The organism is Paraburkholderia caledonica, assembly GCF_000383275.1.
GTDB classification, from domain to species: domain Bacteria; phylum Pseudomonadota; class Gammaproteobacteria; order Burkholderiales; family Burkholderiaceae; genus Paraburkholderia; species Paraburkholderia caledonica.
The window spans coordinates 23,680-43,978 of sequence record NZ_KB911050.1 but is presented as its reverse complement, the minus strand read 5'-3'; the positions used below and the strand labels follow the sequence as shown (position 1 = coordinate 43,978).

Annotated in this window: 20 protein-coding genes; 7 read left to right on the top strand and 13 right to left on the bottom strand. The window is 62.4% G+C overall.

The window, feature by feature from the left end; all coding sequences use genetic code 11:
- Positions 1–23: 23 nt before the first annotated feature.
- From H281_RS0131045 to H281_RS0131030, 4 genes are all read right to left on the bottom strand, one after another.
- A complete protein-coding gene (locus H281_RS0131045; RefSeq protein ID WP_020071026.1) occupies positions 24–725 on the bottom strand; it encodes a sulfate/molybdate ABC transporter ATP-binding protein in 702 nt (233 codons plus the stop codon).
- A 1-nt stretch (position 726) separates the two neighbouring features.
- Positions 727–1,401 carry a molybdate ABC transporter permease subunit gene (modB, locus tag H281_RS0131040; protein ID WP_020071025.1) on the bottom strand — a complete coding sequence of 225 codons (675 nt, stop codon included), beginning with the start codon at positions 1,399–1,401 and terminating at the stop codon, positions 727–729.
- Positions 1,402–1,452: 51 nt separating this feature from the next.
- Positions 1,453–2,226: a molybdate ABC transporter substrate-binding protein gene (gene modA / locus H281_RS0131035; RefSeq protein WP_027805097.1), complete on the bottom strand. Its 774-nt coding sequence runs from the start codon at positions 2,224–2,226 to the stop codon at positions 1,453–1,455.
- A gap of 130 nt (positions 2,227–2,356) precedes the next feature.
- A complete protein-coding gene (locus tag H281_RS0131030) occupies positions 2,357–3,058 on the bottom strand; it encodes a phosphatase PAP2 family protein (RefSeq protein ID WP_027805096.1) in 702 nt (233 codons plus the stop codon).
- Positions 3,059–3,391: 333 nt separating this feature from the next.
- Here H281_RS0131030 and H281_RS0131025 point away from each other — a divergent pair, with 333 nt between their 5' ends.
- On the top strand, positions 3,392–4,582 hold the full coding sequence (locus H281_RS0131025) for an extracellular catalytic domain type 1 short-chain-length polyhydroxyalkanoate depolymerase (protein WP_020071022.1): 1,191 nt from the start codon (positions 3,392–3,394) through the stop codon (positions 4,580–4,582).
- A gap of 109 nt (positions 4,583–4,691) precedes the next feature.
- Positions 4,692–4,868, top strand: a complete 177-nt coding sequence (locus tag H281_RS35040; protein ID WP_084530981.1) for a DUF3563 family protein — start codon at positions 4,692–4,694, stop codon at positions 4,866–4,868.
- A gap of 136 nt (positions 4,869–5,004) precedes the next feature.
- Here the strand turns inward: H281_RS35040 and H281_RS0131015 are convergent, their stop codons facing one another.
- From H281_RS0131015 to H281_RS0130985, 6 genes are all read right to left on the bottom strand, one after another.
- Positions 5,005–6,504, bottom strand: a complete 1,500-nt coding sequence (locus H281_RS0131015) for a cryptochrome/photolyase family protein (protein ID WP_020071020.1) — start codon at positions 6,502–6,504, stop codon at positions 5,005–5,007.
- Between the two features lie 123 nt (positions 6,505–6,627).
- Positions 6,628–7,047 (bottom strand): organic hydroperoxide resistance protein, encoded by a 420-nt coding sequence (locus H281_RS0131010; RefSeq protein WP_020071019.1) that lies wholly within the window; start codon positions 7,045–7,047, stop codon positions 6,628–6,630.
- A 171-nt stretch (positions 7,048–7,218) separates the two neighbouring features.
- Positions 7,219–7,671 (bottom strand): MarR family winged helix-turn-helix transcriptional regulator, encoded by a 453-nt coding sequence (locus H281_RS0131005; RefSeq protein ID WP_020071018.1) that lies wholly within the window; start codon positions 7,669–7,671, stop codon positions 7,219–7,221.
- Positions 7,672–7,864: 193 nt separating this feature from the next.
- The gene (locus H281_RS0131000) at positions 7,865–8,674 is read right to left on the bottom strand and encodes a BPSS1780 family membrane protein (protein ID WP_020071017.1); all 810 of its coding nucleotides are present in this window, start codon (positions 8,672–8,674) and stop codon (positions 7,865–7,867) included.
- Positions 8,665–9,660, bottom strand: a complete 996-nt coding sequence (locus tag H281_RS0130995) for a homoserine kinase (RefSeq protein ID WP_027805095.1) — start codon at positions 9,658–9,660, stop codon at positions 8,665–8,667. The genes H281_RS0131000 and H281_RS0130995 overlap by 10 nt, the downstream gene beginning before the upstream one ends.
- Before the next feature lie 218 nt (positions 9,661–9,878).
- Positions 9,879–10,274 carry a hypothetical protein gene (locus H281_RS0130985; RefSeq protein WP_020071014.1) on the bottom strand — a complete coding sequence of 132 codons (396 nt, stop codon included), beginning with the start codon at positions 10,272–10,274 and terminating at the stop codon, positions 9,879–9,881.
- 200 nt (positions 10,275–10,474) lie between these two features.
- On the opposite strand from H281_RS0130985, the gene H281_RS0130980 reads away from it, so the two are divergent.
- A complete protein-coding gene (locus tag H281_RS0130980; protein WP_020071013.1) occupies positions 10,475–12,001 on the top strand; it encodes an AMP nucleosidase in 1,527 nt (508 codons plus the stop codon).
- A gap of 75 nt (positions 12,002–12,076) precedes the next feature.
- On the opposite strand, the gene H281_RS0130975 is transcribed toward H281_RS0130980, so the two are convergent.
- Both H281_RS0130975 and H281_RS0130970 read right to left on the bottom strand, forming a co-directional pair.
- Positions 12,077–12,604: a chromate transporter gene (locus H281_RS0130975; protein ID WP_020071012.1), complete on the bottom strand. Its 528-nt coding sequence runs from the start codon at positions 12,602–12,604 to the stop codon at positions 12,077–12,079.
- Complete coding sequence (locus tag H281_RS0130970; protein WP_027805094.1) at positions 12,601–13,170, bottom strand: chromate transporter; 570 nt, start codon at positions 13,168–13,170, stop codon at positions 12,601–12,603. The genes H281_RS0130975 and H281_RS0130970 overlap by 4 nt, the downstream gene beginning before the upstream one ends.
- A 97-nt stretch (positions 13,171–13,267) precedes the next feature.
- Between H281_RS0130970 and H281_RS0130965 the strand changes: the two genes are divergently transcribed.
- Positions 13,268–14,200 carry a transcriptional regulator GcvA gene (locus tag H281_RS0130965; RefSeq protein ID WP_020071010.1) on the top strand — a complete coding sequence of 311 codons (933 nt, stop codon included), beginning with the start codon at positions 13,268–13,270 and terminating at the stop codon, positions 14,198–14,200.
- 39 nt (positions 14,201–14,239) lie between these two features.
- On the opposite strand, the gene H281_RS0130960 is transcribed toward H281_RS0130965, so the two are convergent.
- Positions 14,240–14,983 (bottom strand): LOG family protein, encoded by a 744-nt coding sequence (locus H281_RS0130960; RefSeq protein WP_020071009.1) that lies wholly within the window; start codon positions 14,981–14,983, stop codon positions 14,240–14,242.
- A 1-nt stretch (position 14,984) separates the two neighbouring features.
- Here H281_RS0130960 and polA point away from each other — a divergent pair, with 1 nt between their 5' ends.
- The 3 genes from polA to H281_RS0130945 all read left to right on the top strand — a co-directional run bounded on the left by polA (position 14,985) and on the right by H281_RS0130945 (position 20,189).
- Entirely contained in the window at positions 14,985–17,726 is a 2,742-nt protein-coding gene (gene polA, locus H281_RS0130955; RefSeq protein ID WP_020071008.1) for a DNA polymerase I, read from the top strand.
- Positions 17,727–17,881: 155 nt separating this feature from the next.
- Positions 17,882–19,228, top strand: coding sequence for an NAD(P)/FAD-dependent oxidoreductase (locus H281_RS0130950; protein ID WP_020071007.1), 1,347 nt, complete (start codon positions 17,882–17,884; stop codon positions 19,226–19,228).
- 88 nt (positions 19,229–19,316) lie between these two features.
- Positions 19,317–20,189 (top strand): dienelactone hydrolase family protein, encoded by an 873-nt coding sequence (locus H281_RS0130945; RefSeq protein ID WP_020071006.1) that lies wholly within the window; start codon positions 19,317–19,319, stop codon positions 20,187–20,189.
- The last annotated feature ends 110 nt before the right edge of the window (positions 20,190–20,299 follow it).

Below are 20,299 nucleotides of genomic sequence, written 5' to 3'. Positions count from 1 at the left end.
GCAAGGGCAAGGGCGCCCGCCAATCAGGTTTCGCTGCGGGCGTAGCCGCTGAATGTCTGGCTTTCGCGGACGCCGCCGTCGCTGATCTGCACGACCTGATCGCCGAAGGCGGCCACGTCGTCGGGATCGTGCGTGATAAGCACCATCGGAATATCAAGCCGTGTCTGCAAGTCGGACAACTCCAGCCGCATGCGCTGACGCAGCGTGCTGTCCAACGCCGAAAACGGCTCGTCCAGCAACAGCAGTTGAGGTTGCGCGACGAGCGCACGCGCAAGCGCGACGCGCTGTTTCTGTCCGCCCGAAAGTTGCGCCGGATAGTTGCCGGCGACACCGCGTAACTCCAGCGCGTCGAGCCAGTAATCGATCTGCGCATGACTGCTGCGCGCGCGCGGATTGAACCAGCCGCGCTGCAAGCCGAAACCGATGTTTTGACGCACGTTCAGATGCGGAAACAGCGCGTAGTCCTGGAAGAGGTAAGCGACCTTGCGCGCCTGCGGCTTCAGATCGACATTGAGCTTGCTATCGAACAGCGCATTGCCATGTAGCGTGATCTTGCCTTCGTCGGGACGCAACAGGCCGGCGATCGCCTGCAACGTCAGGCTCTTGCCCGCGCCGGACGGGCCGAACAGCACCACGCGCTGCGTGGTCGCAGTGAAAGCGACGTCGAGCGTGAAGCGGCGTTCGGCGCTTACGAATGTCTTGTGGATGTCGACTTCGAGCGGCATATCAGCGGGAAACCAGAAGCGTGCGCTGCGGCACGAGGCGGCCGGCGAGCAGCAGGATCACGACGCACGTCACCGAGGTCACGATCACGAGGAAGTTCGCCGTGGCGTCGTCGCCCGCTTGCACAGCTGAGTAGACCGCGACCGAAAGCGTCTGCGTGCGGCCCGGCAGATTGCCCGCGATCATCAGCGTGGCACCGAATTCGCCGAGCGCCCGCGCGAAGGCGAGCAGCCCGCCGGCGAGAATTCCGCGCGCGGCAAGCGGCAGGCTCACGCGAAAGAAAACCGCCGTTTCGCTGACGCCGAGCGTGCGCGCGGCGCGTTCGAGTTGGGGATCGACGGCTTCAAAGGCGGCGCGCGCCGATTTCAGCACGAGCGGGAACGCCACCACAGTCGACGCGATCACTGCGCCTTGCCAGGTGAACACCAGTTGAATGTCGAAGCGGTCGAGCCAGGCGCCGATCACACCGCGTCGCCCGAGCAGGACGAGCAGGTAGTAACCGAGCACCGTGGGCGGCATGACGAGCGGCAGCGTCAGCAACGAATCGACGACGTCGCGCGCTCCCGAGCGCCAGCGCGACAGGCCGAAACCGGCGGCCACACCGAACACCAGATTCAGCGCGGTCGCCCAGCCTGCCACTTTGAGTGACAGCATCAGCGGAATCCAGGCTTGTTGCATGATCGTCTGCGGTCCGTTGTCGACGTTGATGAAGGTAGAGCGATCCGGACGTTAGTGGGCCGGTTTGAAGCCGTACTTCGCCAACACCGCCTGGCCGGCCGGCGACAAAACGAAGCTCACGAAGGCCTGCGCGTCCGCTGCATGACGGCTACCCTCCACTTGCGCGATCGGGTAGGTGATCTGGGTTTGCGTCGGCACCGTCAGCGCGACCTTCACCTTGCCGGGGACGATGGCGGCGTCGGTGCCGAACACGAAACCGGCGTCCACTTCACCACGCGACACATAGTCGAGGCTTTGACGCACGTTCGCCGCCAGCACGGCCTTGGCGCTCACGGCATCCCACACGCCGGCGGCTTGCAACGCACCTTGCGTGTAGCGGCCAACCGGCACGGAGGCCGGATCGCCATACGCAATCCGTTTCACATTCGACGACGTCAATTCGTTGAGACTGGACGGCGCAAAACGGCTGTCCGCCGGGACGATCAGGACGAGCGAATTGGCGGCGAAGTCCTTGCGCGTGGCCGGTACGATGACTTTCTCCGCCGCAGCCTTGTCCATGGCTTTCTGGTCGGCTGACGCAAAGACGTCGGCGGGCGCGCCTTTGGCGATTTGCTGCATCAATACGTCGGACGCGCCGAAATTCAGCAGAACCTTGGTGCCGGCGTGCTGCTTTTCGAAGGCTTCGCTCACTGCGGTGAACGCATTGGTCAGGCTCGCGGCGGCGGACACCACCAGTTCATCGGCGCGGGCGTTGACGCTAAAGACAATAGAAACCGCGCTGGTCATCAGCAGCGCTTGTTTCAGCAGGCGGCGGGACAGTGTCATGAACGTGTGGAAGTCCGGCGCGCGCCGGACCATGATTGGAAACCCGTATCGTAATATAGACGAGGTTATAGCGCTGGCGCGACGAGCATGCCGCCGCGCGAAGAAGGCGGATGGCGAGCCAGAAAACGGCTTAGGCGTTCAGAGAGCGCGGCGGCGCGAGGCTGTTTCGCGTCTGCGAGAGTGGCGCGGCGGCCGGCCGGACATCGCGCACGGCCTTCCACTTTGCGCGGATGAACGGCCGGTCGTGGCCGGAGACTTTCAGCGCGATGTGCGTCACCCAGCGCTGAGTCGGCACGTGAACGCCGTGCATCAGCACGGCAAGCGCCATCAAACTGACGGCGACTGGGAGCACGGAAAGGCGCTCGGGAACGGCGTTCCAGGCCGTCCGCACGAACAAAAGCGCGGCTAGCGCGCCGACGAGGCACCCAGTGATTGCTTCCGAAGGCGAGTGCGCGCTCAGCACGACGCGCGACAGCCCAACCGCCATTCCGGCAGCCAGCCCGAGTACAACGCCCAGCACGCGGACGGGCGGCCGCGTGCGCAAAAGCATCAGGAACAGGGCGACGGGATAGACGGCCGTCGAGAGCATGGCGTGGCCACTGACGCCCGTGAAATCGAACTCGCGCACGCCTACGCCCCAGCCGAGGAACGCCAGCTTCGTCACCGTCACGACGCCGATTGCCGCGCCGAGCAGCAACAGCCAGCCGGCCGCCATGCGCCACGTGTAGCCGACCCCGAGCCACAGCGCGATCGCGAACGCTAGCGGCAGCGTCATGCCGGCGCCGCCGAGGCTGGTGATCGAATACCACAGTTGGGCTGGCAGGTCGGGCATCGAGAAAAGGCGGTCAGAGCCGCATAGAATCATTGATATCTCTCTAACGCGCGAGCGAGGCAAAGCGCCGACGCGTTGGGGTAAGCGCCTAGTATAGACGGCGCCTGCCGACGGCTCGCGGCGCGCAGACAAGCTTTTTGCTTGGGGATGTTAGGCGGCTAACAGGCGCCAGCAGCCTTTAATGGCGGTCGGGGACAAGGTTTGGTGCGGCGAGCGATGCCGGCGGACTCGCCAGGCGGCTCCTGCATCGCCTGAGGATTGATGTTATTGTGCATTGCACAAGAAACGCATGTGCGTTCGTCAATCCTGCCCTTTTTGCGAGGTTCAGCGCCGATGGCAAAAAGTTTATCGAAAATCTGGCTCCGCGGCCTCAAGCGCCTGCTCGCTATTCAGACCGAGCACGCCCACACGACCGCCAAGCGCGCCACTAAGCGCCCGACCCGCGCGGCGTCCAGTAAGCCGTCGACGAAGGTTCGCCCGCTGAAGTCTGCCGCACTGCGTTCGCCCGTCAAACGCGAAGCGCCGCACGCGGCCGCACGCGAATCGCGGGTGCGGCCGCGGGCGGCAGCGTGGGCGAGCGGATCGTGGACGCGTTCGTTCCATTCGGCGCCTGCGGCGCCCGGCCGGCTGGTCAATCATCTTCAATACGGCCTCTACGTTCCGTCGGGCCACGCTCTCGAAGCCATGCCGCTGCTTGTGATGTTGCACGGCTGCACGCAATCCATCGACGAATTCGCGCAAGGTACGCGGATGAACGTGCTGGCGGACCGCTATGGTTTCGCTGTCGTTTATCCGGAACAGTCGAAGCATGCGCATTCGCACCGCTGCTGGCACTGGTACGACGCCGGCGAAAGCGCGGGTGGTGCCGAGGCGCGGGCGGTGGTGTCGCTCGTTGATGCGCTGGTCGCCCAGCATGGTTTCGACAGCGAGCGCGTTTATGTGGCTGGAATTTCTGCGGGGGCGGGGCTCGCAGCGCTGCTGGCGCTGCGTTTTCCGGACCGCTTTGCGGCGGTCGCGCTGCACTCTGGACCTGCTTTTGGCGAAGCCCGCTCCGGCATTACGGCGATGGACGTGATGCGGCGCGGCGCGCGGCGCGATCCTGCTGAACTCGTCGATGAGGTGGCGGACGTTGCGCATTATCCGGGCATGCCGGCGCTCATCATCCACGGCGACGCCGATCATGTGGTTGCGCCGGTCAACGCCGACCAGCTTGCGACGCAATTTTTGCGTCTGAATCGGATGATCGATCCCAAAGGCGCGCGCAAATCCGGCGAAATGCGCGAAGAGCGCAAGGGCGGCATGACGCTACGCGACTATTTCCGTAGTGGCCGGCGCGTCGTTCGCGTGTGTCACGTGCAAGGCGTCGCGCATGCCTGGAGCGGCGGAGACGACTCTGTGCCGTTTCATTCCGCGAAGGGCCCGGACGCCAGCGCCATGGTGTGGGAGTTCTTCAAGCACCAGCGGCGGGTTGGCGCGGGCGTCGCCGAGAGCACTGCGGCCGACGCCTCTGCGTACGCACGGTGACTTTTGAGCAACAGCCGAAAATGAATGTTGGCGTAATCCTAGGGTTTTCCCTATAATACGGGTTATCCCCTAGGCGTTAATGCCTACACTCATTGCCGAGGTTCTCATCATGTACCTGCTTACCCGCCTGTTCCTGTTTTTGACCAAGTCGCCCGAACAACTCGCAAAAGAACGCGCTGACGCATTCCTGGCCGAAGCGACCGACCTGTACGACCTCGAGTTCCGCATGCGCAAGCTGGATCGCGACGCGAACTTTCGTCAGCCGTCGTGGATGAGCCAGCACTAAGCTGCGCTGTAATTGAAGCATCGGCGGTAGCAAATGACGCCGGTGCTAGCGAAGGGCTGAGCGTCGGCTCCAAGCCAGTAGCGCTGCTACAAAAACCCGCTTTCCGGCTGCGTCACTTGACGCGGTGAGCGTGTGCTCACTTCCCGAATCGAGCCAGCGTCCGGGCTCTCGCCTGCGCGTGGTCGACAATCGGCCCCGGGTAATCCTTGCCTAACACAACGTCGTATTGTGCGAGCCGTTCCGCGCCCGCCAGCCACGGCGCGTGGATCCATTTGGCCGGCAGTTTCCCCAACTGCGGCAAATAGCGTTTGATGAACCGGCCGTCGGCATCGAATTTCTCCGATTGCGTGACTGGGTTGAAGATCCGGAAATAGGGCTGCGCGTCGCATCCTGTGGAAGCCGCCCATTGCCAGCCGCCGTTATTCGCCGCGAAGTCGAAATCGTTCAGTTGATCGGCGAAATAGCGCTCCCCGAGCCGCCAGTCCACGCCCAAATCCTTCACCAGAAAACTCGCGGTCACCATGCGCAGGCGGTTATGCATGTAGCCGGTGCTGTTGAGCTGCAACATGGCCGCGTCGATCAGCGGATAGCCGGTGCGGCCTTCGCACCATGCGGCGAACGCTTCATCCGCTTCCGGGCCCTGCTCCCAACGCAGAAGGTCGTACTCTTCCTTGAACGACGCCCCGCCCGCCAACCTGGGGTGATGCGACAGGATCATGAAGTAGAAATCCCGCCAGATCAGTTCCGAGAGCCACGTGGCCGAGCCTTGGCCGTCCGGTTGCAGAGACATCTCATGAGCAAGCCGCGCGAGCGTGCGAATCGATACGGTGCCAAAGCGCAAGTGCACCGACAGATAGCTAGGACCCTTGGCCGCCGGAAAATCCCGCCGTTCTGCGTAGCTGTCGATACGCGTGAGAAAGTCGTCGAGCAGCAGCCGGGCGCCGCTCATGCCGGTGGGCAACTCGAGCTCTCCGAGATTGCTGGGCGCGAAGCTCAGTTGATCGAGCGTCGGTAGATGCCGGTCTAGTTTTGCCGGCAGCTTGGCCAGGTGGCCTGCGTAGGTTTCGACCGGATAAGGCTTCAGATCGAAGCTCGTCAGTTGCTTGAGCCACGCGTTCTTGTACGGCGTGAAAACCGTGAATGGCTTGTTCTGGCCAGTCAACAGTTCGGCGCGCTCGAAAATCACCTGATCCTTGAAAGTCAGCCATTGGCGTCCTGCCTCGGCGACACGCTCGCGCACGTTCTCGTCCCGCTCGATCGCGGCGGGTTCGTAGTCGTGGTTCGCAAATACCGCATCGACCTGCAGCTCATTGGCGAGCTTCGGCACGAGATCGACCGGATCGCCGCTCAGCACGACGAGCCCGCCACCCTGAGCGCGCAGCGCGTCGTCAAGTTCGCGCAGTGACGCAAGAATGAACTCGACACGGCGATCTTGCGCCTGCGTGCCCGGATGACGCGTCAACCACTTATCAATCAGCGGTTGCAGGATCGTCGTATCGAACACGAACACGCACCACACGCGCTCGCAATGCTTGAGCGCATAGTACAGCGCGGCGTTATCGGTGCTGCGCAGGTCACGGCGAAACCAGACCAGGCCGGTGTCGAAGGTGTCGTTCAGTCGTCGGACGCGTGTCATCGGCAAGTTGAGATGTAAATGGCTGCGCGCCCGCCCTCGGCGTCGAGGGCGGGCGCGAATAACGCCGGCAGTTAAAGTGCCGCGGTTCCCGGCGAGCCGTGAGCGACCCGCCGACCTGGCAGCTTACGCGACTTGCAGACGAACTGCGACGTTGTTGCGCGTAGCGTTCGAGTACGGGCAAACCTGGTGAGCGGCGTCGACCAGTTCTTTAGCTGCATCTGCATCCAGACCCGGCAGCGAGATGCGAAGATCGATGTCCAGTGCGAAGCCGCCCTTGTCGTTCGGACCGATGCCGACTTCTGCGGTGACCTGAGTATCGGCAGGCAGCGTCTGCTTGTGCTGACCCGCGACAAACTTCATTGCGCTGAGAAAACATGCCGAATAGCCAGCGGCGAACAACTGTTCAGGGTTCGTGCCAGCTGCGCCGTTGCCTCCCAATTCGCGCGGCGCAGCGAGCTTCACGTCCAACGCATTGTCCGACGATACTGCACGGCCGTCGCGGCCACCGGTGCTCGTTGCACTTGCTTTGTAGAGGATGTTCATCGCGCTGCTCCTTGATCTGGGTTTGGGAAGATCTGCATGTTGCCGCTTCACGCTACCTGCCGTTGTGGCGCGGTGCCAGTGAAGCGGCATGTGATAAATATAGTACACAAATCATTTGTGTACAAATGAAATTTCACATGATGTCGATAGCCAGCGTTTGCACCGGCGCGTCTAGTTATCCATGTAGTCGTTAAGCGTGGTGCGCAGGCGAGTCAGGTCGTCGCGCAAACGCAGCAGGAATTCGGGGGTCTGTTGCGTGGCGCAAAAGATTTCGGAGGGCACCTCGCGGGCCTGACGCTTGAGCGCTGCGCCGGCCTTGGTGAGCCGAACGTAGACGAGACGTTCGTCTTCCACTCCCCGCACCCGTTCCACCAGACCTTGCGTCTCGAGGCGCTTGAGCAGGGGCGTAACAGTTGCCGAATCGAGGTTCAGCCGCGCGGCCATTCCCTTGACCGTGACGTCGTCGCTTTCCCATAGCACCAGCATCGCCAGATATTGCGGATACGTGAGACCGAGCTTGTCGAGAAGCGGCTTGTAGGCCTTGGTCATCGCCAGCGACGTGGAGTAGAGGGCGAAGCACAGTTGCTCGTCGAGCGTGAAGGGCAAAGCGGGGCGCTGGGTCATGATGCATCTCGTGTCGAAGGAGTGCACGCAAATAGATTGAGTGCAAACCATTGTGCCGCAAATCGGCGCACATTGACGACTATGAGATGTAAAGGCGGACTACGAGAAGCGGGCGCCGCGGTAGACGCAGCGCCGCCAAACAAGCAACAGAGCGCCTGTGCCGCGAGCGGCAATGGGCGCCCGGCGTAAGGCCTCAGGCTGCCGGTGTAGTCGGCAGATCAGGCGTTTGCGGTGTCTGCACGCCGTAGCAGCCGCGATATGTTGCGTAGAACGAGCAATACAGCATGGTCGTGACGATCATCGTGGCGGGCATCAGCACGGCGAACGCGAAGTCACCTGCGCCGAGCGCCTGCATCAACGCCGACAAGCCGAGGGACACTATCATGGCCACGGCAAACCACAGCGCGCCGAACACGATGAATGCGCCGCGATTTCGCCAGCAACTGACGAGGCTGAAGAACATCGCCTTGACGGGCGGTACATCGTGCCATGCCGCGAGAATGGGCGAGAACCAGAACAGCATGGCCACTGGAATGTAGAACGCAAAGGCCGTAACCACGGCGAGCGGCATATTGCTGTTGGCGACTGCCTGTGGGTCCATTGCCGCGCCCGCGCCAAGCATCACCTTCAGCAACATGCCGCCGTCGGCGAGTGCCGAACCCGCGAGCACCACCGCCATTGCGATTACGTAGAACACGCCGAGCACGATCAGCCGACGGGCGACCACTGGTCCGTACGAACGGAAGCCATCCACGAGGATTGTTGGAAAGACGGGCTTGCCCGCGATCGTATTGCGGCATGCGGCCATGAAGCCGACGGCGACGCCTGGAATGAACGCGAGCGGCAACACGCTGCCGATCAGCGGGATTTGCGCAACCAGCGTCATCACCAGCAGATAGGTGAAAAACAGCGTGAGAAACGCGAGCGGATTCTTGCGGAACAGCCAGATACCTTGCCGGAACCATACGTAGCCGGTTTTCGCGGGAACTTCGATCAGTTGCATGAGGTGTGAATGCCTGGAAGTGCGACGCCGGACAGGCGCTCGCGCAGAATGCGTTCGAAATGGCCGGGATCGTGCGGTTTAAGCAGTTCGGCCGCGCGCGGCAAATGAAAATCATACAGGCGCGAGACCCAGAAACGGTACGCGCCCGTCCGCAGCATGTCGCCCCAATGACGGTTTTCTTCGACGGTAAAAGGACGCACCGTTTGATACGCGCGCAGCATGGCTTCGGTGCGCGCCTCGTCGAGCTTGCCCGTGGCGAGGTCGACGCACCAGTCGTTGACGGTGACCGCGACGTCGAACAGCCACTTGTCGCAGCCGGCGAAGTAAAAATCGAAGAAGCCGCCGAGACGAACCTCGTGACCGGTCTCCGGCGCGGCATGCGCGAACATGGCGTTGTCGCGGAACAGGTCGGCGTGACAGGGTCCCTCAGGCAGCGCCGCGTAGTCTGCCGACGCGAAGAACGCCTCCTGATACGCGAGCTCGGACGACAGCAAGTCACGCTGCTCGCCTTCGAGAAACGGCAGGATGGTCGGCACCGTTTCCTTCCACCACGGCAGGCTACGCAGGTTCGGCTGATAGCCGGTGTAATCGCGCCCGGCGAGATGCATGCGCGCAAGCATCTGTCCGACTTCGATGCAATGTTCGACGCCCGGCGCCAGTTCCGGCGCGCCTTCGAGCTTCGTCACGATAGCGGCCGGCTTGCCGTGCAGGATGCCGAACAGCGACCCGTCCTCGCGCGGCATAGGGTCCGGCACAGGCACGCGGTGCTCCGCAAGATGGCGCATCAGGTTCAGATAGAACGGCAACTGCCCGGCCGTGAGCTTTTCAAAAATGGTGAGGACGTATTCGCCGCGCGTGGTCGTGAGAAAAAAGTTGCTGTTTTCGATGCCGGATGTAATGCCGCGAAATTCGACGACTTCGCCGAGATCGTAATGGCGCATCCAGTCTGCTAGTTGGGATTCGGTGACAGCGGTGAAGACAGCCATGCGGGAAACGTCAGGTCAGGTTGGTCGGGCTGGCGCGATGTGGCCAGCGGGCTACGTGCGGTGGTGAAAGCAGTGTGGAGCGCGCGTTCAGGCAGGTCGGTGGAACGGTTGCGAAGCTCGGCGCACCGCCGCGCGATGCGGAATTCAAGCTCACAGCACCGGCGACGCGCGCCGGCGCAGGGCATTGATCAGGAGCGGCGCCGGCGCCCCGCCAGGCATCAGTACCTCAGGTTCACCGAAGGCAGACGCGTGCTCGCGCGTCCGTTGTCGCGCACGGTGGGCGACGTATCGAGCGGCGCGCTCATCTGGTAGCGCGTGCCAAGGTTCGAGCGGACGTTGATTTCGACGGGCTTGCCTTTGTCGCGGTATTCAGTGATTTCCGTGCCGTTCCCGCTGCGCTCGTGGAAGCTCGGCGTGCGCGGGACGTTGATTTCCACCTTCGAGCTGACCTCGGCTGCCGGCCGGTTGATCTTCTCCAGGTCGGGCAGGCCGGCGCGTTCGTTGGCGGACTGCGGCGCGCCCGGGGGCGGAGTGTCGTCGACAGGCTGGGCAGCCATCGCGGCGTTGCCAAAGGCAAGGGCCAGTGCAACGGCGACGGGAAGGAGCGGCTTCATGGTGATTCTCCGGAATGGTGCCCCGATTCTAGCAAATCCAGCTTCTGCCACGGGCGCAATCGCCTTATTTTGCGCCGCTTTCGCGCAGCGCGCCCGCAATCTCGCTCGCCCCCGGGCGGCGGCTGCTGCGTGCGCCGCGAGGTCATTTGGCGATCATGGGTTCCGTGGTAATGTCGTCTCATCAATAGAGGCGAATGAAGATGAACAACGATACCAATCAACGCGCGGTGCAAACTCCCGCCAACAGCTTCCCGACCGAATCCTTTGACGACGCCGCCGAGGCCGTCACACGCTTGTCGGCCATTTACGAAGCCAACACGTCTTTCTTGCGCGACGCCTTCGCGCGCTATCGCCGCAACGAACTGTTCGAACGCCGGGTACGTGCGTGCTATCCGTTCGTGCGCGTCTGCACGGAAGTCAACACGCATATCGACTCGCGCCGCTCGTACGGTTTTGTCGCCGGCCCCGGCGTGTTCGAGACAACTGTTACGCGCCCCGATCTGTTCGGCAACTACTATCGTGAGCAGTTGCGTCTGCTCGCTAAAAACCATCACGTGAAGATCGAAGTTGGCGTGTCGAATCAGCCGATCCCCATTCATTTTGCGTTTGCCGAGGGCATTCACCTCGAAGGCGATCTGGATCGCGAGCGCCTCTTCCTGATGCGCGACGTGTTCGACACGCCCGACCTGGCGCTGCTCGACGACCGTATCGTCAACGGCACGTATGAGCCGCTGGCGGGCGAGCCGCATCCGCTCGCGCTGTTCACGGCGGCGCGCGTGGATTTTTCTCTGCATCGGCTGAAGCACTACACGGCGACTTCGCCCACGCATTGCCAGAACTACGTGCTGTACACGAACTACCAGTTTTATATCGACGAGTTCGTCAAACTTGGCCGCACCATGATGGCCCATACAGACGACGAGGAACTGCGCGCCTATCGCAGCGAGTACACGTCGTTTGTGGAACCGGGCGACGTGGTCATGTACAACGAGAATCTCGGTGAGCAGGCGCAGGAAGGCACGGCGCCACCGCGTCTGCCGCAGATGCCCGCGTATCACCTGAAGCGCGCGGACGGCAGCGGCATCACGATGATCAACATCGGCGTCGGGCCGTCGAACGCGAAGACCATCACCGATCACATCGCCGTGCTGCGTCCGCATGCGTGGATCATGCTGGGCCACTGCGCGGGCTTGCGCAACACGCAGCGTCTCGGCGACTATGTGCTCGCGCACGGCTACGTGCGAGAAGATCATGTACTCGACGCCGATCTGCCGCTGTGGGTCCCGATTCCGGCGCTCGCCGAAGTGCAGGTCGCGCTGGAGCGCGCGGTCGCGCAAGTCACGCGGCTCGACGGCGTGGAACTCAAACGGGTTATGCGCACGGGCACTGTCGCGAGTGTGGACAACCGCAACTGGGAGTTGCGCGATCATCGTGAGCCGGTTCAGCGGCTGTCGCAAAGCCGCGCGATCGCGCTCGACATGGAAAGCGCGACCATTGCAGCAAACGGATTCCGCTTCCGCGTGCCTTACGGCACCTTGTTATGTGTGTCGGACAAGCCGCTGCACGGCGAGTTGAAGTTGCCCGGCATGGCCGACCAGTTCTATCGCGCGCAAGTCGACCAGCATTTGCAGATCGGCGTGAAAGCCATGGAGCTTTTGCGCGAGAACGGGCTGCATCGTTTGCATAGCCGCAAGCTGCGCAGCTTTGCAGAGGTGGCGTTTCAGTAAACGGAGTGTTGGGTCGGGCGGTTCTTCCGCCGGCGGCTGCGATCGGCGGAAGAGCAAGGACATCAACCGATGCGTCTACTGCCCAAAGCCGGTCAGCCCGATCAAGCTTCCGGCGGCCAGCAGCCATAGCGGATGAATGCGTGTTTTCAATGCGATTGCGGCGGTGGCCGCCGTGACTGCCCACGCAATCGCCGTCGAATCCGACGCTTCCGCAATCAGCGCCGCGCTCGCTGCGACGATGCCTGCCGTAACCGGCACCAGCCCCAACTGCGCATAACGCCGCCACGGCCGGTCCTTGAAGCGGTCCCACGCGTGGAGCGCGAGTATGGTCACGATCGACGACGGCCCGAACTTCGCGATCGACGTCACCAGCATGCCAGGCCAGCCGGCCACGTGCCATCCAATCAGTGTGACGATCATCAGGTTGGGGCCCGGCGCGGCTTGGGCAAGCGCGAAGAGCGCACTGAATTCGCTGGCCGGCATCCAGTGATGCACCTCGACCACCTGACGCTGCATCTCCGGAAGAATGGTATTGCCGCCGCCGAATGCGAGCAGCGAAAGCTGACTGAAAATGATGGCGAGGGAAACGAGCGTGTCGTTCATTGTGCGCTCCTCGATGCAACGTAGATGCTGAGCGGCGTCAGCACAAGCATGGTAGGCAACAGCGGTAGCCGCATGATCGCGATAGCAACGAAGCCGAGGGCGGCGATGAGCGCGGCCATCGGTTTATTGCGCAGCGGCAGCACGATTTTTACGGCCATCGAAATGAGAAGCCCCGCTGCGGCCGCCGCGAGTCCCGCAAATAGATGACGCACGTGCGGGTCGTCCTGCGTGCGCTCGTACAACACGCCAAGACCGATCACCACCAGCGACGGCCCGGCGATCAAGCCGAGCAATCCAGCGAGCGCGCCCGGGATTCCGCGAAAGCGCATGCCGACGGCTACTGAGAGATTGATCACATTGCCGCCCGGCAGAAACTGGCAAAGCCCCAGCAGATCGGTGAAGTCTTCCGCGTTCAGCCAGCGGCGTTGCTCGACAAGCGCGCGGCGCGCGAGCGGCAGTGCTCCGCCAAATGAGATGAGTCCCAAGCCCAGAAAACCGCTGAAAATTTCCCGCAGAGTGGGCCTCGGCCCTGCGGCGGAGTCGAGTGAGGTGAGATTGTGGTCCATGGCGCTTCGCTTTCCGTTCAAGCTCAAGAGGTTAGCGCCGAAACGCCATGCGGCAAAACGATTTTTGCGCGCGTCTTTGTGATCTACAATCACAAGCATGGCCCGTAATCTTCCTCCTTTTCCCGCGCTGCGCGCCTTTGAAGCTGCGGCGCGACACGAAAGCTTCACCGCTGCGGCGAACGAACTGCATGTGACGCACGGTGCAATCAGCCGGCAAGTCGCGGCGTTCGAGTCGTGGCTCGGCGTGCAGGTGTTCCATCGTCACGGCAAGCGCGTGCGCCTGACGACGGCTGGCCGCCGCTATCTGTCCACCGTGCAGGCCGCGTTCGACAGCATCGCGCACGCCACCGATCAATTACGCGACACCGGCGTGGTTCACGTGCTGCGGGTCAATGCGCTGCCCACGTTCGCGATGAAATGGCTGCTGCCGCGCCTGCATCAATTCCAGCGCAAGGTGCCGAACGTCGAATTGCGATTGGCGACGTCGAACGCGCCGGTCGAAACATTGGATAGCTTCGACGTTGCGGTGAGGCGAGGCCCCGCTCACTGGCCAAACTGTGTGAGCGGCCACTTTCTTGACGAGAGCGAGCTTCCGGTGTGCAGTCCCGCGCTACTGCAGCGCTCGCCGATCAACACGGCCGACGACCTCGCGCGACACGTTCTCCTGCATTCCGACACGCGGCCCGATGCCTGGGGCAACTGGTTGTCGGCCGCGGGCGTGACCGCGAAATGCCGGAAGAAGCAATCGTTCGATCACTTCTATCTGGCCCTGCAGGCCGCAGTAGATGGACTCGGCGTGGCGCTCGGCCCGTTGCCGCTACTTGCCGACGAACTCGCGTCCGGCCGCCTCGTGATGCCGCTGGCGGCGCCGCGCATCGACGCGCGCGGCTATTGGTGGGTGGCAAGAAGAGAGGTCGCCCATGCGCCGCTCGTCGCGCAATTCTGCGAATGGTTGCAGGCGCAAGGCGATCAGACCGATCAGGCGCAAACGCAAACGGGCAGCCCCGAGGCCGCCCGCTTGAATGATTGATCCAGCAGTAATGCAGCGCGCGAGCGCTGCACTCGCACGTTACAGATAGAACATGCGGTCTTCTTCAGACTTGGTGGGTTGCGGCTCAGCGCCTTCGCGATCTTCGTAGAACTTGAGCACCGCTTCGAGCACCTGGTCCGGGTCGTCGATCACCTGCATCAGGTCGATGTCCGTCGGATTGATCAGGCCCATAGGCGTGAGCGAGTTCTTGAACCACGCAAGCAGACCTTCCCAGAACTCTGCGCCCACCAGAATGATCGGCACGTGACGCGACTTCTTGGTTTGAATGAGCGTGAGTACTTCCGCGAGTTCGTCGAGCGTGCCGAAGCCACCGGGCATCACGATCACGGCATCTGAATTCTTCACGAACGTAACCTTGCGCGTGAAGAAATGACGGAAGCGCAGCGAGATGTCTTGCCACTGGTTACCGGACTGCTCGTGCGGCAACTCGATATTCAACCCGACCGAAGGCGCCTTGCCTGCATGAGCGCCTTTATTTGCGGCTTCCATGATGCCTGGGCCGCCGCCTGAGATGACGGCGAAGCCTGCATCGGAGAGCTTGCGGGCAATTTGCGTGGCGAGTTTGTAGTACGGCGAGCTGGGTTTCAGGCGCGCTGAACCGTAGATGCTGACAGCGGGGCGGATCTCCGAGAGGTACTCGGTCGCCTCGATAAACTCTGCCATAATCGTGAACATCTGCCACGATGCGCGGGCCTTTTTTGCCGTTGCGCGCTCTTGATCTGCGAGTGATCGCAGACTCGGAATCACTTTTCTCTTAGTCATAATGCCTGAAGAACGAAGCCTTGAAGGTAAGACCCTGCTATTGGTCGACGGTTCGAGTTATCTGTACCGGGCCTACCATGCGATGCCTGATCTGCGCGGGCCCGATGGTGGTCCCACAGGTGCGCTCTACGGGATGATCAACATGCTGCGGCGCATGCGCAAGGAAGTCACAGCAGAGTATAGCGCGTGCGTGTTCGACGCCAAGGGCAAAACGTTTCGCGACGACTGGTATCCCGACTATAAGGCGAATCGTCCATCCATGCCGGACGATCTCTCGCGGCAGATCGAGCCAATTCATGTGGCCGTGCGTGCACTCGGCTGGCCGCTTCTGATGATCGACGGCGTCGAAGCCGACGACGTGATCGGCACGCTTTCCACCGAGGCGGAAAAGCGTGGCATGAACGTGATCGTGTCGACCGGGGACAAGGATCTGGCGCAGCTCGTGTCGGATCATGTCACCCTCATCAATACGATGACCAACGAAAAACTCGACCGCGCCGGCGTTCTTGCGAAGTTCGGCGTCCCCCCGGAGCGCATTGTCGACTACCTGTCGTTGATCGGCGATACCGTCGACAACGTGCCCGGCGTCGAGAAATGCGGGCCGAAAACCGCGCTCAAATGGCTGTCGCAATTCGAGTCGCTAGATGGCATCGTCGCACATGCAGACGAGATCAAAGGTGCGGTAGGAGACAATCTGCGACGTGCTCTGGATTTTCTGCCGATGGCGCGCAAGCTCGTCACCGTGGAGCGTCATTGCGATCTGACCGGGCATCTCACGTCGATCGAGGAGAATTTGCAGAGCCGGCCCGAATCGCGCGAAGAATTGCGCGATGTCTTCACGCGTCACGGGTTCAAGACCTGGCTGCGCGAGGTCGAAATTGCCGATGCGGTCGAAGGGCCGGAAACCGACGTGCCGCCTGCGCTCAGCGTGGATCACGAACGCCACTATGAAACCGTGCAAACGTGGGAACAGTTCGACGCGTGGCTGCAAAAAATCAACGCAGCCGGGCTGACCTCGTTCGACACCGAAACCACGTCGCTCGATCCAATGACCGCGCAAATCGTGGGTCTGTCACTGTCGGTAGAAGCAGGTCATGCCGCTTATGTGCCGCTCGCGCATCGCGGCCCCGACGCGCCTGTGCAACTGCCGCGCGACGAAGTGCTTGCGAGGCTCAAGCCTTGGCTTGAAAGCGCGGAGTACAAGAAGGTCGGTCAGCATCTGAAGTACGACGAGCAGGTGCTGGCCAATTACGGTATCGAGATGCGCGGCGTCGAACACGACACGCTGTTGCAATCGTATGTGCTGGAGTCGCATCGTCCGCATGACATGGACAACCTGGCGTTGCGCCATCTCGGCATCAAAACGATCAAGTACGAAGACGTCGCGGGCAAAGGTGCCCAGCAAATCGGTTTCGACGAAGTCGCGCTGGACAAAGCCGCCGAATATGCGGCAGAAGACGCCGACGTGACATTGCGTCTGCATCAGGCACTGTATCCGCAGCTTGCTGCGGAAGAGGCGCTCGAGCATGTCTATCGCGACATCGAAGTGCCCACGTCGCGCGTGTTGCGCAAGATGGAGCGTACCGGCGTTCTGATCGACGCGGAAAAACTGCGTCAGCAAAGCAGCGAAATTGCCGCGCGTCTGATTCAGCTGGAGAGCGAGGCGTATGTGCTCGCCGGCGGCGAATTCAATCTCGGCTCGCCGAAGCAGATCGGTCAGATCTTCTTCGAGAGACTCGAATTGCCAGTCGTGAAGAAGACGCCGAGCGGCGCGCCGTCCACCGACGAAGAAGTCCTTCAGAAGCTCGCAGAAGATTATCCGCTGCCTAAAATCCTGCTGGAACATCGCGGCTTGTCGAAGCTTAAGTCGACCTACACCGACAAGCTGCCGCGCATGGTCAACGCAACAACCGGTCGCGTGCACACGAATTACGCGCAGGCCGTTGCGGTCACGGGGCGCCTTGCGTCGAACGATCCGAACCTGCAGAACATTCCGGTGCGCACCGGCGAAGGCCGCCGTATTCGCGAGGCCTTCATTGCGCCGCCGGGGCACAAGCTCGTCTCGGCGGATTACTCGCAAATCGAACTGCGCATCATGGCGCACATTTCCGGCGATGAATCGTTGCTGCGCGCGTTCTCGCAAGGAGAAGACATTCACCGCGCGACTGCCGCCGAGATTTTCAGCGTGACGCCGCTCGAAGTGTCGAACGATCAGCGGCGCGTGGCGAAGGTCATCAACTTCGGTCTGATCTATGGCATGAGTTCGTTCGGCCTCGCGTCGAACCTCGGCATTACGCGCGACGCCGCGAAGCTCTATATCGACCGCTACTTCGCGCGCTATCCGGGCGTCGCTCGCTATATGGACGAAACGCGTCTGAGCGCGAAGGCGAAGGGTTATGTCGAAACGGTGTTCGGCCGCCGGCTGTGGTTGCCGGAAATCAACGGCGGCAATGGTCCGCGCCGCCAGGCCGCGGAGCGCGCGGCCATTAACGCGCCAATGCAAGGTACGGCTGCCGATCTGATCAAGTTGTCGATGATCGCGGTGCAGAAGTGGATCGAACAAGCCAGGATCGGCACCCGCATGATCATGCAGGTGCACGACGAACTCATTCTCGAAGTGCCGGACGCGGAACTGTCCGAAGTGCACCAGCGTCTGCCCGAGTTGATGTGCGGTGTCGCCGCGCTGAAAGTCCCGCTGGTCGCCGAAGTGGGCGCGGGCCTCAACTGGGAGGAAGCGCATTGACGCCTGTGTGACGGCGCGCGATATCGTCGTGTGCATGTCACATATGCGTATTGGCGGCTTGTGACAAACCATGCTGCTCGCGGACAATCGGTAAAGACGCGTGCCTCTCGCGCGCGATCACGACGCACAACCCATTGGCAAATACGGAGAGTTCAATGCATCGGTTTATCGTCGTTGGCGGAGGCGCAGGAGGACTGGAGCTGGCAACTCGCTTAGGCGATCGCTATGGTCACAAGAACAAAGCCGGTACGCGGGCGCAGGTCACGCTCGTCGACCGCAATCCGACGCACATCTGGAAGCCGCTGCTGCACGAAGTGGCGGCCGGCAGTATGGACCCGTTCACGCAGGAACTCGAATATGCCGCGCAAGCGCGCTGGCATGGCTTCGAGTTCCAGCAGGGCGAATTGACGGGCCTCGACCGCGCGAACCGGCGTCTTACCCTTGGCACAGTGCTCGACGACGACGGCGCCGAACTCCTTCCCGAACGCCAGCTCGAGTACGACACGCTGATCATCGCGATCGGCAGCACGACGGCATTCTTCGGCGTGAAAGGCGCGCCCGAGTTCTCTCTGGCACTCGACACCGTGAGCCAGGCCGAGCGCTTTCGCAAGCGCCTTATCGCGGCTTGCATGCGGGCCGAGCATCAGGCGCACGAGCCGGTCGAATCGGGACCGGGCACGTCGCCTTCTTCCGAGCCGCGCATTCAGGTGGCGATTGTCGGCGGCGGCGCGACGGGCGTCGAACTCTCGGCCGAGTTGCGCAATACGGCTCAGGTGTTGTCCGCGTATGGTCTGCACAAGCTCGATCCTCGGCACGACGTGGGCATTGTGTTGATCGAGGCAGGGCCGCGCATTTTGCCGGCTCTGCAGGAACGTGTGTCGACGGCCACCGCCGAGCTGCTCACCAAGCTCGGCGTAAAGCTCATGACGAGCGAGACCGTGGCCGAGGTCGCGCCCGGCATCATCCGCACCGCGAGCGGAAAAACCGTGCGTGCCGATCTGACGGTGTGGGCGGCAGGTATCAAGGCGCCCGCTATTCTGAGCCAGCTCGACGGCTTGCCGGTCAACCGCCTCGGTCAGCTCAACGTGCGCCGCACGCTGCAAACCGAGATCGACGACAACGTCTTCGCGCTTGGCGATTGCGCTGCCTGCCCTTGGCCCGGTAACGAAAAGAATGTGCCTCCGCGCGCGCAAGCCGCGCATCAGCAGGCGAGCTTTCTTCTGAAAGCGCTCGCTGCGCGGCTTGAAAACAGGCCGCTGCCGGAATTCACGTATCGCGACTTCGGCTCGCTCGTGTCGCTTGGACACTTCAGCGCGGTCGGCAATCTGATGGGCGGCGTGATCGGCGGCAATATGCTGATCGAAGGACTGTTCGCGCGTTTCATGTACATGTCGCTGTACCGGCTGCATATTGCCGCGCTACACGGCTACGCCCGAATGGTGCTCGACACCTTTGCACACTGGCTGCGGCGCACCACCTTACCGCGCGTCAAGCTGCACTGAAGGCGCGCCTCGCGAAGAGGTTGCATCTGCAACAGGACACGCGCGAGGCGTATCCTGTTGCCTCCACCGTTCAACGAGGAGCGCCCGCATGCTGAATCCCGATGTCGACAGCCTGGTCCCGCACGTTCCCTTCAACCGGCGCACTTTCATCAAGGCCGCGATCGGCACTGGATTTGCTGCCGCCGTGTTGCCCGTGTCGGCGCAAACCATCCATACCGACAGCGAAGGTCTCGAAGCCGGCGAGATCGCCGTGCGTTCAGGCGGCACGCTCGTGCCGGCCTATCGCGCGCAGCCGAAGGGCAAGACGCATCTGCCGGTGATTATCGTCATTCATGAGGCGTTCGGCGTGCACGAGCATATCGCCGACGTGTGCCGGCGTTTCGCCAAGCTCGGCTATCTGGCGATCGCGCCGGATCTGTTTGTCCGCGAAGGCGATCCGATGGCGCTTCCGACCATCCAGCAAATCAGTCAGCAGATCTTGAGCAAGGTGCCGGACGAACAGGCGATGGCCGATCTCGACGTGACAGTCGCGTGGGCCGGCGAGCACGGCGGCGATCTGAACCGGCTGGGCGTGACGGGCTTCTGTTGGGGCGGGCGCATCGCGTGGCTGTACGCAGAGCACAATCCGCGGCTCAAGGCAGCGGTTGCGTGGTATGGGCGTGTTACCGGCGATCGCACGGCGACTACACCCACGAACCCGCTCGACCGCGTGGCGGATCTGCATGCGCCGGTGCTCGGTCTCTACGGGTTGCAGGACCAAAGCATTCCGCAGGACTCGCTCGAGCAGATGAAGCAGGCGATTGCGCAAGGGCCGCAGGTAGCGCGCGGTTCGCAATTCGTTGTGTACGACGATGCGGGCCACGCGTTTTTCGCGGACTACCGGCCGAGCTACAAGAAGGCCGACGCGGAAGACGGCTGGCGTCGGACGCTGGCGTGGTTCAGGCAGCACGGAGTGGTTTGAGCTTCGGGCTTCGAGCTTTGAGCTTTGAGCTTCGACAGTGCGGCTTCTGCTTCTGCTCCGCGCGTGAGCTTGCCGCTTTGACTCCTTCGGGCCGCCCAGTCCTCGCCGCA

What these genes read in the sequence shown, in the direction of transcription:
- H281_RS0131045 (WP_020071026.1), bottom strand. Translation starts at nt 725, where the DNA reads ATGCCGCTCGAAGTCGACATCCACAAGACATTCGTAAGCGCCGAACGC.
- modB (WP_020071025.1), bottom strand. Translation starts at nt 1,401, where the DNA reads ATGCAACAAGCCTGGATTCCGCTGATGCTGTCACTCAAAGTGGCAGGC.
- modA (WP_027805097.1), bottom strand. Translation starts at nt 2,226, where the DNA reads ATGACACTGTCCCGCCGCCTGCTGAAACAAGCGCTGCTGATGACCAGC.
- H281_RS0131030 (WP_027805096.1), bottom strand. Translation starts at nt 3,058, where the DNA reads ATGCCCGACCTGCCAGCCCAACTGTGGTATTCGATCACCAGCCTCGGC.
- H281_RS0131025 (WP_020071022.1), top strand. Translation starts at nt 3,392, where the DNA reads ATGGCAAAAAGTTTATCGAAAATCTGGCTCCGCGGCCTCAAGCGCCTG.
- H281_RS35040 (WP_084530981.1), top strand. Translation starts at nt 4,692, where the DNA reads ATGTACCTGCTTACCCGCCTGTTCCTGTTTTTGACCAAGTCGCCCGAA.
- H281_RS0131015 (WP_020071020.1), bottom strand. Translation starts at nt 6,504, where the DNA reads ATGACACGCGTCCGACGACTGAACGACACCTTCGACACCGGCCTGGTC.
- H281_RS0131010 (WP_020071019.1), bottom strand. Translation starts at nt 7,047, where the DNA reads ATGAACATCCTCTACAAAGCAAGTGCAACGAGCACCGGTGGCCGCGAC.
- H281_RS0131005 (WP_020071018.1), bottom strand. Translation starts at nt 7,671, where the DNA reads ATGACCCAGCGCCCCGCTTTGCCCTTCACGCTCGACGAGCAACTGTGC.
- H281_RS0131000 (WP_020071017.1), bottom strand. Translation starts at nt 8,674, where the DNA reads ATGCAACTGATCGAAGTTCCCGCGAAAACCGGCTACGTATGGTTCCGG.
- H281_RS0130995 (WP_027805095.1), bottom strand. Translation starts at nt 9,660, where the DNA reads ATGGCTGTCTTCACCGCTGTCACCGAATCCCAACTAGCAGACTGGATG.
- H281_RS0130985 (WP_020071014.1), bottom strand. Translation starts at nt 10,274, where the DNA reads ATGAAGCCGCTCCTTCCCGTCGCCGTTGCACTGGCCCTTGCCTTTGGC.
- H281_RS0130980 (WP_020071013.1), top strand. Translation starts at nt 10,475, where the DNA reads ATGAACAACGATACCAATCAACGCGCGGTGCAAACTCCCGCCAACAGC.
- H281_RS0130975 (WP_020071012.1), bottom strand. Translation starts at nt 12,604, where the DNA reads ATGAACGACACGCTCGTTTCCCTCGCCATCATTTTCAGTCAGCTTTCG.
- H281_RS0130970 (WP_027805094.1), bottom strand. Translation starts at nt 13,170, where the DNA reads ATGGACCACAATCTCACCTCACTCGACTCCGCCGCAGGGCCGAGGCCC.
- H281_RS0130965 (WP_020071010.1), top strand. Translation starts at nt 13,268, where the DNA reads ATGGCCCGTAATCTTCCTCCTTTTCCCGCGCTGCGCGCCTTTGAAGCT.
- H281_RS0130960 (WP_020071009.1), bottom strand. Translation starts at nt 14,983, where the DNA reads ATGACTAAGAGAAAAGTGATTCCGAGTCTGCGATCACTCGCAGATCAA.
- polA (WP_020071008.1), top strand. Translation starts at nt 14,985, where the DNA reads ATGCCTGAAGAACGAAGCCTTGAAGGTAAGACCCTGCTATTGGTCGAC.
- H281_RS0130950 (WP_020071007.1), top strand. Translation starts at nt 17,882, where the DNA reads ATGCATCGGTTTATCGTCGTTGGCGGAGGCGCAGGAGGACTGGAGCTG.
- H281_RS0130945 (WP_020071006.1), top strand. Translation starts at nt 19,317, where the DNA reads ATGCTGAATCCCGATGTCGACAGCCTGGTCCCGCACGTTCCCTTCAAC.